We start from the raw sequence: 13151 nt of genomic DNA, 5'->3' as shown, positions 1-13151 counted from the left end.
GTCTCACCACGACAGGTCCGGCTGATGCGGACCCGCCGCGATGCCGACCTCGTCGGCCGGTACGTCCGTGATGCCGAACAGGTCGGCGAGGGCCTGCTGCGGGGTGCGATCCAGTGCGTCGGCCCACCGGCGGGCCCGGCGCACGGCGCGCCACGACCACCACTCGACACTGCCGCCCGGCACGCTCGACCGCACCAGACCGGGGCCTTGCGGAGGCGTCGACGCCTCCAGCGTCCGCGCTGCATCCGGGGCCAGGACGACCGGACCGACGAGGTCGAGCCCGAAGCGGCTGCGCCGTACGTCGTCGCCGCCGGGGACACCGAGGCGGATTCGCGGGTCGTCGGTCCGCCACGACGCGACGAGATCCGCGGCGTCCGTCCCGTCCACCCACACGGTGACGTCCCCCTGCGCGAGCACCGATCCCACCGTCACCAACAGCGATGCGGCACTGTGTCCGTCGGCGTGCACGACGGCCGTGAGGTCGGGAACGGCGTACCGGACGCCGTGGGTGCGCGCAGCGGGGTCGGTGACGAGTGGAAGCAGGGACAGAGCCTCAGCGTTCTTCTGCTCGGTGCGTTGCTCACCGGGTCGGCCCGCCCAGTCGGGACCGTCGTGCCAGGCGACGGCGTCCGGCACATGCGCGATCAGGGCGCCGGCGAGGTAGGCGCGATTCGCCAGCTCCCAGTCCTCTCCGCCGTATCCGCCGAACGACTCGTCGAAGCCGCCGATCTCCTCGAAGAATGCTGCGGTGCAACACATCACCGCGCTGATGACGTGGCGATAGGAGCGATGATCGGCATCGAGCAGATCGCGCGAACCGCGGTACGCGTCGATCAACCAGCGCGGCTCGTCGAGGATTCCGTCGTCCGGCCCCGGAAGTCGGCCCAGCGCGGACAGGTCCGCGTGTCGCCGTCGACCGACCGTGAGTGCATCGGGAACCAGCGACGGCAGACGCACGAGCGCCTGGAGGTACCCGGGCTCGGGAACCGTGTCGGCGTCGAGGAAACAGAGCACGTCACCGGACGCGGCACGCGCCCCGAGATTGCGCGCCGCGGCGGCGCGGAAGCCACGGTCCTCCTGCGAGACCACCGTGACGTCGAGTGCACTGCGGATGAGCGGCGCCGTGGCCGAGCCGTCGTCCGCGACGATCACCTCGAACGCGCGGTACGTCTGCTGCTCGAGCGCCGCGAGAACCAGATCCAGCGACCGTTGCTGTTCGAAATAGGGCACGACGACGCTGACCGACGGGCGCGGAGCATCGATGTCGCGCAGCAGGTCCCACCTGTTGCCGGGCACCGCGTGGCCGAGCGGGGTGGGGACGGCGGTGGTGATCACGCGTGCACCACGGCCGACCTCGCGTACACCCGCACGTGCGCGGCGCCGACCTCCGCGCGCGTGGGGTGCGCGACGACCCCGTCCTCCAGCCACGTCGACTCGGGGTCACCCGCCGCGTCGGCGAGCGCCTCGGCGAGTCGGTCCTCCTCGTACAGGGTCACGGTGCCGGGCGAGCGCCGGGCGAACTCACGGGTGTACGCGCCGGCCACCACCAGCGGTCGACGGCCGTGCTCGATCCAGGTGTTGATCGACCCGGAGGCGGACATGTGCCGATGATGCGCCACGGGAACGGTGACGCGGCCGAGTTCGACCGGAAGGTCGGCGTCGTCGATGTAGCCGGTGACACGCACGGTGGTGCCGTGTGCCGCTGCGGACTCGGTCAGCTCGTCGACCAGATGATCGTGTCCCGGCGACGGCGTTCCCAGTGCCAGCAGGTGCGCGCCCGGGGGCAGCGCGTCCAGCACCTCGGCGTGTCCCTTGCCCGGGTACAGGAACCCGAGGACGCCGACGGTCACCTCGCCGCTGTCCGTGCGGATGCCGGCCCCCGTCGCGACGGGAAGCGGGATCACGACGGACGGGGTACCGATACCGGCCTCGCGCGACAGGTCTCGTTCGTGCTCGCTGCTGACGATCACGGTGTCCGCGCACGCGACCACCCGTCGGTAGCACTCGACGCGCGCGGACGCGGATCGACCGTCGGACGGCTGCGGCAGATCGTGCAGCGTCACCACGAAAGCGGAACCCGATGCGTGGATGCGCCGCGCCAGGTCCTCGACCACCCCGGCCGCAGCCGTCGCCGGTGACCCGAACAACCGGTCCGTCACGTGCAGGTGCACGACGTCGACGTCCGGAATCGACGTGACGTCACTCGCGGACTCGTGACGCAGGAGCGTCGACTCGAGACCGGCGTCGGTGATGCCGTCGCGGATGCGGAGCGCGAACTGCACCACCCCGTGTCGCTCGGGACCGATGACGAGATGCGCGACCGACGTCACGAGTCGACCTCCGACAGCAGCAGCGAGAGCGTGTCCGCGTGTCGGGTGAGCGCGGCGTCCACGAACGCGGGATGCTCGGCGTACCACTGCAGTTGGCGACGGTGAATGTCCTCGGCATCGACGACGGAGCCGCCGATCACCCAGTCCGGCCGGGGCGCGGCGCCGAGGTCGAGCGCGTCGATGACAGCGGACTCCAGCGGCGTGTGCACAGAATCGAGCAGTACGCGGCCGGGATCCGCCGCCGCAGCGTCGACACCGGCTGCCGACAGGATGCGCGTGGCCAGCTCGAGCAGCACCGGATTGCCGGGGTGGTTGATCGTGTGTGCGGCGTCCGCTCCATGGGCGGTCAGGACGTCCGAGATCGCGACGTCGCAGTCCCGGCGCTCGCGTCGTGCGAGTTCGGCGATGCTCGCCTCGGCGTTCGCGCGCAGCGCGTCAGGGGCGACGGGAGCGGCGCGCCACTCCTCGGATGCCACCCTGCCTGCGGCCACGAGCACCGTGCGCAGATCGTGGTACGGAGCGCCGGCGGGAGACGCCGACGGGTTGCTCGGGTGCCGCACGATCACCTGGAACGGGTACAGCCCGCTGTACCGGAAGACCGGCCACCGCACGACCCGGGCGTGCTCCGGCAGCATCGACGCCACCTGGTTCGTCCCGATCGGCAGGTCGCGGTAGTCGTCGCGAACCGGCTGCGCCAGCAACACCGAGGCCCGGCCGGCCAGCTCGGCGAGGTGCCGCACGTCGGCCGAGTCGAGTTCGTGCACCGGCGGCATGCGCACAGTCCGGAACGGCGCGTCCGGCACCTCGTCGAGCATCACTCGCACGGCCTCGGCCTGGCAGTTCCCGAGCACGATCCACAGCGGTGGATCGTCGGGCACCGGGTCGAGACCGTAGAACTCGCCGTAGTGACGCGTCCGGCCGTCCGGCTCGGTCGACGCAGAGTGAGGCATGACGTCGGGTTACCCGGACAGCGCGCAGGCGAAGCGGTGAGAGACCTGCACGACACCGCGTTTGTGGACGAGCCCCCCGGGGCATTCCTCTTTTGTCGTGGTCCAGAAGGCGGCCCGATCCCTGTTCGTACACCCGTGCCGCCCTGCCCACCCCTCGGGCGCGCGCGTCTGCCCCCGAGAGGATGACCCGAGCCGTGATCGCCGTCGCATCCATCCCTGCTGCGCACCCGTACGTCGCCGCTGTCGTCGCCACGGGCGACGACATTCTTCTGCTCGACGATCCCCGGCCCCTCGAGGCGACCACGCCCGGGCAGTGGTGGCCGCCGCGCCTGCTCGAGCCCGACTATCTCCGCGCGCACATCGACGACATCGACGTGGTGCACCTGCACTTCGGCTTCGACGCCGCCACACCGGACCGTCTCGCCGACGTCGTCTCCGTGCTGCGCGAGTCGTCGACCCCCCTGGTTCTCACGGTGCACGACCTGCACAATCCACACTTCGCCGAGCTCGACATGCACCGGTCCCAGCTCGACGTCCTCGTCCCCGCCGCGGCCGCCGTCATCACGCTGACCGACCGCGCCGCTCGGGAGATCGAACGTCTGTGGGGCCGCTCGGCAATGGTGATCCCGCATCCGCACGTCGCACCGCTCGACGTCATCACCGCACGCGACACCACGGCGCGCGAGCGCGCAGTCGTCGCCGTGCACGCCAAGTCGTTGCGCGCGAACCTCGATCCCGAGGCGGTCATGGCGACCGTCGTGGCGGCCGCGTCGGCACGCGACGCCGTGGTGCGTCTCGACATCGACGACGACGTGTTCGACCACACGAGCCACTGGTACGCACCGGAGCGCGGCGAGCGATTGCTGGCCTTCCGTGATCACCCGGACGTCGACGTGCGGGTGCATCGTCGGTTCACCGACGCGGAGCTGTGGCAGTACCTGTCCGAGATCGACGTGTCCGTGCTTCCGTACCGCTTCGGTACGCACTCTGGCTGGATGGAGGCGTGCCGCGACCTCGGCGTCGTCCCCGTCGTCCCGGACATCGGCCACTTCGCCGATCAGTTCCCGTGCCCCACCTTCGTGTTCGGACCCGGCCTCTTCGATCCCGCGTCGCTCGATGCCGCGGTGGGCGAGGCGCTGCGCACCGAGCCGACCGGCCCGGACTTCGCCGACTACCGACGCCATCAGCAGAGCGCGATCGCCGCCGAGCACGCCGCGCTCTACCGTGCCCTGTCCGCTCCCGTCGCCTCGGGCCGCGCGGACGGAGCCGTGCTCGTATGACGGTCGCCGCCGCCGCACGTCCACTGCGCATCGCCCTTCTCGGATCGTCGCGCTTCCCCATCGCGCAACCGTTCGCGGGTGGCCTCGAGGCACACGTGTGGCATCTCGCCCATGCCCTCACCGAGCGCGGCCATCGCGTCACGCTCTTCGGTGCCGAAGGCACGTCGACCGACGTCGCGCACGACGTCATCGACGTCCACACGTTCCAGATGAGTCCGCACGCGCGGACCGAACACATGGGACCGTCGTGGGTGGTGCACGAGCATCACGCCTATCTGTCGGTCATGCTCGAACTGGCCGGGCCCCTGGCACAGTCGTTCGACGTGATCCACAATCACAGCCTCCACTACCTGCCCATCGCGATGTCCTCGATGGTGCCGGTCCCCATGCTCACGACGCTGCACACGCCACCGCTCGCCTGGCTGGAGTCGGCGGCCGCGGTGCCGCTCAATCCGAACACCGGGTACGCCGCGGTGAGCGAGTACACGGCGCAACAGTGGCTACCCGTCGCGGGTCCGATCCCCGTGGTTCCCAACGGGATCCCGCTCGACCGGTGGCCGTTCGGCCAGGGCACCGGCGATCGCGGCGGGGCGGGCGAGTACGCGGTGTGGACGGGCCGGTTGGTTCCCGAGAAGGGGGTCGATCTCGCCATCGGCGCCGCGCGGCGCGCCGGTTACCACCTGCGCATCGCCGGACCGGCAGCCGACGACGACTACTTCCGGACGGCGGTGGAGCCCCGCCTCGGCGACGGCGTCACCTACGAGGGCCACCTGATGCAGAAGGAACTCGCCGATCTGGTCGGCGGAGCCGCCGTCGCACTGGTGACGCCGCAGTGGGACGAGCCGTACGGGCTCGTGGTCGCCGAAGCACTCGCGTGCGGCACACCGGTCGCGGCCTTCCGTCGCGGCGGCATCCCGGAGATCCTCGACGACACGTGCGGCCGGATGGTGCCCGCCGACGACATCGACGCTCTCGCCGGGGCCATCGGAGATGCTGCGCGCCTCCCCCGTGCGCACGCCCGCGCTCGCGCGGAGCGCATCTGTTCGGACGCGACGATGGTGGACAGCTATCTCGACCTCTACCGCGAGTTGCTGACGACGTCGGGCCGAACCGCCGCCGTCCCTGCATGATCGGGTACTACGTCCACCACCACGGCGTGGGGCATCTGACCCGCGCCCGGTCCGTCGCACGGGCGCTCGCCGAGCCGGTGACGGTGCTGTCCTCGCGCCCCCGGCCGTCGGACATCGACCCGTTCGCGGGCTGGATCACACTTCCTCTCGACACACCCGACGGCGGTGACGATCCGGACGACCCCACCGCTCACGGGGTCGTCCACTGGGCGCCCATCTCGGTCCCCGGGATGACCGACCGCACGGCCGCCCTCGCGCGGTTCGTGGACGAGCTTCGCCCCCGATGCGTCGTCGTGGACGTGTCCGTCGAGGTTGCGATGTTCGTGCGACTCATGGGTGTTCGGGTGGTCGTGTTCGCGATGCCGGGCGAGCGCACCGATGCGCCCCATCAGCTGGCCTATCGCGTCGCCGACCGCATCGTCGCTCCGTGGTCGGCCTCGGTGTACCGGCCGGAGTGGTTGCGCGAGTTCGAGGACAGGACCGTGTACGTCGGCTCGATCAGTGCCCACGCCGATCGTGCCCGCGCCGGAACCGACCGCGACCCGACGTCCGTCGTCGTGCTCGCGGGCGCAGGGGGCTCAGCTCTCACCCCGGACCACCTCGCCCGAGCGGGTGCTGCCACGCCGACCCGCACCTGGCGCGGTGTCGGCGCGCCCGGCACCCCCTGGGTGGACGACGTGTGGCCGCTGCTGACCGGTGCCGGCGTGGTGGTCACGCACGGCGGGCAGAACGCGGTGGCCGACGTGGCCGCATCGGGTGCCCCCGCGGTGGTCGTGGCCGAGAGTCGCCCGCACGGGGAGCAACTCGCGACCACTCGCGCGCTGGGGGCCGCGGGGCTGGCGATCTCGCTCGAGTCGTGGCCCGATCCGGACCGGTGGCCCGAGATCCTGAACCGTGCCGGTGCGCTGACCGGCGACATCCGGGCACGGACCGAGGTGGACGGCGCAGCGCGTCGTGCGGCAGCGGCGATCGAGGACGTGTGGGCGTGACGTCGGTGCGGACATGACGTCGGTGCTTACATGACTTCGGTGGCCGTGGTGACCATCGTGTCGGGTCGCGCGGGGCACCTCGCTGCGCAACGCCGCGGTCTCGCTCGCTCGACACGGCGAGCCGATCTGCACGTCGTGGTGTCGATGGGTGACCCGACGGTCGTGGACGCCACCGCCGTCGTTCCCCGCGTCGGCGACGCGCTCCCCCTGGCGCGGGCGCGCAACGAGGGTGCCCGCCTCGCCCTCGAGGCCGGTGCCGATCTGCTGATCTTCCTGGACGTCGACTGCATCCCGAGCCGCGAGATGATCGACCGGTACGTCCGTCGTGCGCGCGACGGAGCCGTGCTGTGCGGGCCGGTCACCTACCTGCCCGAGGTCTCCGGTGGGTACCCGGACGACCTCGACGGATGGACGAATCCCCATGCGGCGCGCCCGAATCCGGCGCCCGGGCACGTCGAGATCGGAACGAACTGGGATCTGTTCTGGTCGCTGTCGTTCGCGGTCACGTCGGCGACGTGGCACACGCTCGGGGGGTTCTGCGAGGACTACACGGGCTACGGCGGCGAGGACACCGACGTCGGCCGCGTCGCGGAACGATCGGGGCTGGATCTGCTGTGGGTCGGCGGAGCGCACGCGCACCATCAGTGGCACCCCGTGTCCTCGCCGCCGATCGAGCATCTCGACGACATCGTGACCAACGCCGCCATCTTCCGCGGTCGATGGGGACACTGGCCGATGATCGGGTGGCTGAACGCTTTTCGCGAGCGCGGCGACATCGACTGGACACCCGAGGGCAGCAGCATCGCTCGCCGCCCGGTCGGGCACTAGCATCGAGCGATGTCCGACACCCGCACCCTGATCCTGATGCGCCACGGCAAGTCCTCGTACCCGGACGGGGTGGACGACCACGACCGGCCGCTCGACGAGCGGGGCCGTCGCCAGGCCGCCGCGGCCGGCGACTGGATCCGGGCGAACGTCGGCGCCGTGGACGCGGTGATCTGCTCGACGGCGACGCGTACTCGCCAGACTCTCGAGCGCACGGCCGTCGACGCGCCGGTGCGCTTCGAGGGCACCGTCTACGGGGGCTCCCCCGACGACATCGTCCGCGAGATCACCGCGACAGACGACTCGGCGGCCAGCGTGTTGGTGGTGGGCCACGCACCCGGAATCCCCTTCACGGCACTGGAACTCGCCGACGATCAGGAGTCGGACGCGGCGGTGTGGATCCGTCGGGGCTACCCCACCTCCGCGCTGGCGGTGCTGGAGTTCACCGGCGACTGGTCGGATCTCGGGCCGGGGCGCGCCCGCCTGACTCACGCGCTCCGCGTCGACTGACCCTCCACCACAGCGCGATTGCGCGCGCTCTCCGAGCGACCCAGCGCCTTCACCTCGGCGTCCATCTTCGGCAGGATGCGCGGCACGTGGCGCAGCGTCGTGGCCTCACCGAGCCGAGTGGTGAGCACGGAGCGCACCCACCCGATGCCGCCCACGATCCCGGGAACGTAGACCCGGCGTGACCGCCGCTCCACCGCGCGGACGAAGGCGTCGACACACGCCTCGACCGGCAGGGTGCGGCCGAGCGGCCAGGGCAGCACGGCCAGCAGATCCTGGAACGCGGTGAGGTCGGACTTGGCGTCCTGCACCAGTGGAGTGTCGATCCACGCCATGTGGGCGGAGCCGACGTCCACACCCTGGTACTTCACCTCGAGGCGCAGGGCGTTGGCGAAGTGTTCGGCTCCCGCCTTGCTCGCGTTGTACGACGCGAGGCCGGGGCACGCGGTGAAGGCCGCGAGCGACGAGACGACGAGCACGTAGCCCTTGCGCTCGATGAGCGAGGGCAGCGCCGCGCGGACGGTGTGGAAGACGCCCGTGGTGTTGATGTCGATCACGCGCTTGAACGTCTCCGGATCGACGTTGAGCACCGACCCGTAGCTCGAGATGCCGGCGTTCGCGAGGACCACGTCGATGCCTCCGAATCGCGCGATTCCCGCGTCCACGGCGGCCTGCATGTCCGCGAGATCCCGCACGTCGGCGCGCACCCCCACGGCGACGTCGCCCAGATCGGCCACGAGTGCCGTCAGAGGCGCCTCGTCCACGTCGGTCAGCACCAACTTCGCGCCCTTGGCCGCGAGAGCCCGCGCCGTCGCCTCGCCGATACCGCGGCCCGCTCCGGTGATGAGCACGACCTTGTTGCGCACGCTGACCATGTGAGTCCTCCTGACGACGAATGTCCGGTCACAGTACCTGTGACCGGAGATGACACCTACTGTTCCTCGGAATCGGCGGCGCATTGCGGACCGGGATCGTCCTCGATCGGGAGCAGAATCTCGGTCATCATCCGACACGAGGAGAGGCCGACCATGACCGCCACGCACCCGCTCACCATGGAGATCCAGCTCGTCATGCTGCCCGTCACCGACGTGGACCGCGCGAAGGAGTTCTACACGCGCATCGGCTTCCACGCAGACCACGACGCGAGTCCGTTCCCTGACGTGCGCTACGTGCAGCTGACCCCACCCGGTTCCGCGTGCTCGATCGCGATCGGGAGGAACATCACCTCCGCCGCACCCGGATCCGTCGAGGGCATGCTCGTCGTCGTGCAGGACGCGCAGGCCGCGTACGAGATGCTGCTGTCCGCGGGCGTCGAGGCCACCCCGGTGAAGGACGAGGGCTGGGGGTTGTTCACGTACTTCGCCGACCCGGACGGCAACAGGTGGGCGGTGCAGCAACTGCCGGTGGGCTGACGCCCCCGTGCGCCTTTCGCGCATCCAGGGATACGCAAAAGGCGCACGGGGGTGACGGAGCAAGGGTCCGGGCGGGCCCGATGGTGGGTCCGCCCAAGCTTCTCCCGACGACGGCACCCGGGCGTTTCGCCGGAATAGGCTGCGCCCGAATCGGCAGGCGCGCCGGTCGGACGGGGGCGGCAGTGACGGAGACCGAGAATCGGACCGAGCGGGGTGCGGCGGCGACGCGAGCACCGCGGTGGCGCACGATCGGGGCGCGGCGCGACTCCCTCACCCTCCCGTACGGGTGGGGACCCGCGATCGTGCTGGTGCTGGTCTCCCTCGTAGACCGCATCGAGTTCAGCCTGGTCGCCGCCGTGCTGCCGCAGCTGCAGGCGGAGTTCGGGTTCGGCGACACGGCGGCCGGTTCCATCCCCACCGCGGCCGCCGTCGCCGCGGGCCTCCTCGCGATGCCCGCCGCCTACCTCGCCGATCGCCACGACCGCGGCCGCATCATCACCGTCGTCGTGTTCCTGTGGGCCCTGGCGACGGTCGGTTCCGCGCTCGCTCCCACCTTCGCCGTCTTCTACCTGGTGCGCATGGGCCTCGCCGCCGCCGAGGCCGTCGACAACCCGGCCAGCGCCAGCATGCTCGCCGACTTCCACCCACCCGCGACCCGCCCGACGGCCTTCGGGTGGTGGCGGACCGCGGCCTACCTCGGCGGCGCCGGCATCGTGCTGGGCGGAGTGCTCGCCGAGTGGCTCGGGTGGCGCGGCGCCTTCCTCGTCATGGCGATTCCCGGTGTGGTGGTCGCCGTCCTGATGTCACGCGTGCGCGAGCCCGAACGGGGGTACGCCGACAGACTGGCCGCGGGCAGCGCGGACACGCCTGCGCCGGAGGCCACCACCGACCCGATGCCGGTCCAACTCCGCCGCGTCGCACCGATCCGGACGCTGTGGTTCACCGGCGGCGCGCTCACCGTCATGAGCCTCGCGGTCGGTGGCCTGACGTTCTGGGTGCCCAGCCTGTTGCAACGCCGATTCGGCCTCGGCGAAGCGGCCGCCGCGTCCGCGGGCGGTGGTCTGACACTGATCGGCATCGTCGGCGGCACGCTCGTCGGATCCCTGCTCACCCGGCGAACCCTGTTCTCGACGCCGTCGCAGTGGCGCGTCCTGGTGGGCGGCACCGGAATCCTGCAGGGCACCGCGGCCATGGCCGGGGCGTTGGCCTCCGAGAGCTGGCTGCCCTTCACCGTGCTGCTCACCGTCTTCGGCTTCTTCACCGCCTGGGCGATCCCCACGCTCACCTCGTGCGTCGCCGACGTGCTCGCCCCGCGCGACCGCGGACTGGGTTACGGACTGCTGCAGATCGCCGCGACCGTGGGCGGCGCCGTCGGACCGCTCCTCGTCGGCGCGGTGTCCGACGCGTACGGCTCCCTCACCACCGGCATGGTCCCGCTGCTGCCCCTGCTGCTGATCGGGGGCGTGCTCGCCCTCTGCGCCTACCCGTACGTGTCGCCGGACGCGCAGCGGGTGCTGGACGGCGTGGCCTGACGCGCCCCTGCCCGCCCCCTCGTGTTCGCCCGTCTGTCAGGGCGGCGCGATAGCGTCCCGCACCATGCGACTCACCCGCGTGCTTCTCGCCGCGTCCGTCCTGACGATCACCGCCTGCAGCGCGCCTGCCGCCGACGAGCCGCCCGGTGACCCGCGCACCGTCCGCGTCGCGACGTACAACGCCAGCATGAACCGCCCCGCCGCCGGCGATCTGGTCGCGGCTCTGCGGTCCGGAACGGATCCGCAGATCCGGTCGGTGGCCGACGTGGTTCAGCGCAACGCCCCGGACATGCTGCTGCTTAATGAGTTCGACTACTCCGACGGCGCCGTCGACCTCTTCCGCGACAACTACCTCGCCGTCGGCGACGCACCGATCGACTACCCGTTCGCGTACACGGCACCTGTCAACACCGGCGAGCCGTCCGGGCTCGACCTCGACGGCGACGGGCGGTCCGACGGACCGAACGATGCCTGGGGCTTCGGGCAGTTCCCGGCCAGTACGGCATGGTCGTCCTCTCGAAGTTCCCACTCGACGCCGCCGCGGTCCGCACGTTCCAGACCTTCCGCTGGGCCGACATGCCCGACAACCTGCTCCCGCGCGAGTACTACGGCGCGAACTCGGACGCCCTGCGCCTGTCGAGCAAATCGCACTGGGACGTGCCCGTGGACATCGACGGGCGGGTGATCCACCTGCTCGTCTCGCACCCCACGCCGCCCTCCTTCGACGGGCCCGAGGACCGCAACGGCCGACGCAATCACGACGAGATCCGGCTCACCGCGGACTACATCGCCGGCGCCGACTACCTCGTCGACGACACCGGACTCGCCGGCGGCCTGCCGAACGGCTCCTCGTTCGTGGTGTTGGGGGACCAGAACAGCGATCCGGTCGACGGGGACTCCTATCCGGGCGCCATCGCGCAACTGCTCGACAGCCCGGCGCTGCAGGACCCGGCGCCCACCTCGCCGACCGCCGGCACCCACACGGCGGACTTCGCCGATCCCGTGCCGGGTGATCTGCGGGTGGACTACGTCCTGCCGAGCACCGATCTGACGGTCACCGGGTCGGGGGTCTTCTGGCCCGCGCCCGGCGAGCCGGGCGCCGAGTTGCTGTCGGCCAGCGATCACAGACTGGTATGGGTGGACCTACAGGTCTGACCCGTCAGCGCAGCAGTGCGGCCAACGCCTCGTCGGACGCACGCAGAGCGTCACGGTCGAACGTCGATGCCGAGGACAGGATCTCGTCGGCACCGGTGCGGTCGACGAGGTCCTCGAGCCGGCGGCGCACCGTCGCCGGACTGCCGTGCACGCTGCCGTCGAGGGAGCGCTGGGCCGACTCCCGAGCTCGGGGAGTGAGTCCGTCGGGCATCTCGGTGACCGCCCGCAACGGTGGGAACTCCCCGGTCCGGCGGGAGTCCGCCATGGCCACGGCCTCCGCCATGGCGAGACGGCGGGCCTCGGCGTCGGTGTCGGCGACCAGCACGTCGAGCGACACCGTCACGGACGGCTGCGCCGCGAAGGCCGAGGGAACGAACTCGCGTCGATACGCCTCCAGTGGAGCCAGGTCCCCCGACAGCATCGGACCGCCCACCACGACGGGGAGCCCGCGCTGCGCGGCGATCGCCAGCCCGTGACCCGTCGCGAGAACGTGGATCGGGATCAGTCGCTCGGGCGCGGGCTGCACGGTCACCGGACCGGTGCCGAGCAGGAAGTCCTGCAGATCCGCGAGGTCGTCGGCGAAGCGCTCGGCGTCCTCGGTGTCCGCCCGCAGCACCTTGCGTATCGGCGGAGTGAACCCCAGCGACCGGCCGACACCGAGGTCGACCCGGCCGGGACACAGCGCGTCGAGCATCGCGAACTGCTCGGCGACGACGATGGGCGAGTGGTTCGGCAGCATGACGCCGCCCGACCCCAGCCGAATCCGCGACGTCGCCGCGCCGATCGCGGCGAGCAACACCGCGGGTGAGCCGCTCGCGATGCCGGGGACGGCGTGATGCTCGGCCACCCAGAACCGCTCGTAACCCGCCGCCTCGGCCCACCGCGCACGCTCGATCGTGTCCGACACCGCGGCGGCGGCAGACCGATCGGTGCGGGTACGGGAGCGATCGAGAAGGGACAGACGCATACTCTGCACAACCCTCGCGGGAGCCGCCCTGTTCCGCCCCGACCCGCCCGAAAAACCAGCACGAAGATTGGTTA

Annotated in this window: 13 protein-coding genes; 8 read left to right on the top strand and 5 right to left on the bottom strand. The window is 71.3% G+C overall.

Annotation, left to right across the window (positions count from 1 at the left end):
* Positions 1-3: 3 nt before the first annotated feature.
* Genes QE397_RS01905 through QE397_RS01895 form a run of 3 tightly spaced genes read right to left on the bottom strand, consistent with a single transcriptional unit; the run spans position 4 to position 3280 of the window.
* A complete protein-coding gene (locus QE397_RS01905) occupies positions 4-1335 on the bottom strand; it encodes a glycosyltransferase family 2 protein (protein ID WP_307091315.1) in 1332 nt (443 codons plus the stop codon).
* Positions 1332-2330: a glycosyltransferase gene (locus QE397_RS01900; protein ID WP_285184368.1), complete on the bottom strand. Its 999-nt coding sequence runs from the start codon at positions 2328-2330 to the stop codon at positions 1332-1334. Before QE397_RS01900 ends, QE397_RS01905 begins: the two co-directional genes overlap by 4 nt.
* Positions 2327-3280, bottom strand: coding sequence for a WcbI family polysaccharide biosynthesis putative acetyltransferase (locus QE397_RS01895; RefSeq protein WP_307091313.1), 954 nt, complete (start codon positions 3278-3280; stop codon positions 2327-2329). The genes QE397_RS01900 and QE397_RS01895 overlap by 4 nt, the downstream gene beginning before the upstream one ends.
* A gap of 194 nt (positions 3281-3474) precedes the next feature.
* Here QE397_RS01895 and QE397_RS01890 point away from each other — a divergent pair, with 194 nt between their 5' ends.
* Genes QE397_RS01890 through QE397_RS01870 form a run of 5 tightly spaced genes read left to right on the top strand, consistent with a single transcriptional unit; the run spans position 3475 to position 8014 of the window.
* Positions 3475-4560, top strand: a complete 1086-nt coding sequence (locus QE397_RS01890; protein ID WP_307091311.1) for a hypothetical protein — start codon at positions 3475-3477, stop codon at positions 4558-4560.
* Positions 4557-5690 carry a glycosyltransferase gene (locus QE397_RS01885; protein WP_307091309.1) on the top strand — a complete coding sequence of 378 codons (1134 nt, stop codon included), beginning with the start codon at positions 4557-4559 and terminating at the stop codon, positions 5688-5690. The genes QE397_RS01890 and QE397_RS01885 overlap by 4 nt, the downstream gene beginning before the upstream one ends.
* The gene (locus QE397_RS01880) at positions 5687-6679 is read left to right on the top strand and encodes a glycosyltransferase (protein WP_307091307.1); all 993 of its coding nucleotides are present in this window, start codon (positions 5687-5689) and stop codon (positions 6677-6679) included. Before QE397_RS01885 ends, QE397_RS01880 begins: the two co-directional genes overlap by 4 nt.
* 30 nt (positions 6680-6709) lie before the next feature.
* Positions 6710-7507, top strand: a complete 798-nt coding sequence (locus QE397_RS01875; protein ID WP_307091305.1) for a glycosyltransferase family 2 protein — start codon at positions 6710-6712, stop codon at positions 7505-7507.
* 9 nt (positions 7508-7516) lie between these two features.
* A complete protein-coding gene (locus QE397_RS01870) occupies positions 7517-8014 on the top strand; it encodes a histidine phosphatase family protein (RefSeq protein WP_027504585.1) in 498 nt (165 codons plus the stop codon).
* Here QE397_RS01870 and QE397_RS01865 read toward each other — a convergent pair.
* Positions 7993-8886: an SDR family oxidoreductase gene (locus QE397_RS01865; protein ID WP_307091302.1), complete on the bottom strand. Its 894-nt coding sequence runs from the start codon at positions 8884-8886 to the stop codon at positions 7993-7995. The genes QE397_RS01870 and QE397_RS01865 overlap by 22 nt on opposite strands.
* 153 nt (positions 8887-9039) lie before the next feature.
* Between QE397_RS01865 and QE397_RS01860 the strand changes: the two genes are divergently transcribed.
* The 3 genes from QE397_RS01860 to QE397_RS01850 all read left to right on the top strand — a co-directional run bounded on the left by QE397_RS01860 (position 9040) and on the right by QE397_RS01850 (position 12110).
* Positions 9040-9423, top strand: coding sequence for a VOC family protein (locus tag QE397_RS01860; protein WP_307091300.1), 384 nt, complete (start codon positions 9040-9042; stop codon positions 9421-9423).
* A 182-nt stretch (positions 9424-9605) separates the two neighbouring features.
* On the top strand, positions 9606-10955 hold the full coding sequence (locus QE397_RS01855; protein WP_307091298.1) for an MFS transporter: 1350 nt from the start codon (positions 9606-9608) through the stop codon (positions 10953-10955).
* Positions 10956-11459: 504 nt separating this feature from the next.
* Positions 11460-12110, top strand: coding sequence for an endonuclease/exonuclease/phosphatase family protein (locus tag QE397_RS01850; RefSeq protein ID WP_307091297.1), 651 nt, complete (start codon positions 11460-11462; stop codon positions 12108-12110).
* A gap of 4 nt (positions 12111-12114) precedes the next feature.
* Here QE397_RS01850 and QE397_RS01845 read toward each other — a convergent pair whose 3' ends face one another.
* On the bottom strand, positions 12115-13077 hold the full coding sequence (locus tag QE397_RS01845; protein ID WP_307091295.1) for an MsnO8 family LLM class oxidoreductase: 963 nt from the start codon (positions 13075-13077) through the stop codon (positions 12115-12117).
* Between the last annotated feature and the right edge of the window lie 74 nt (positions 13078-13151).

Source organism: Rhodococcus sp. SORGH_AS_0301, assembly GCF_030818285.1.
Classification (GTDB): Bacteria; Actinomycetota; Actinomycetes; order Mycobacteriales; family Mycobacteriaceae; genus Rhodococcoides.
This window is presented reverse-complemented; position numbering and strand designations above follow the sequence as displayed.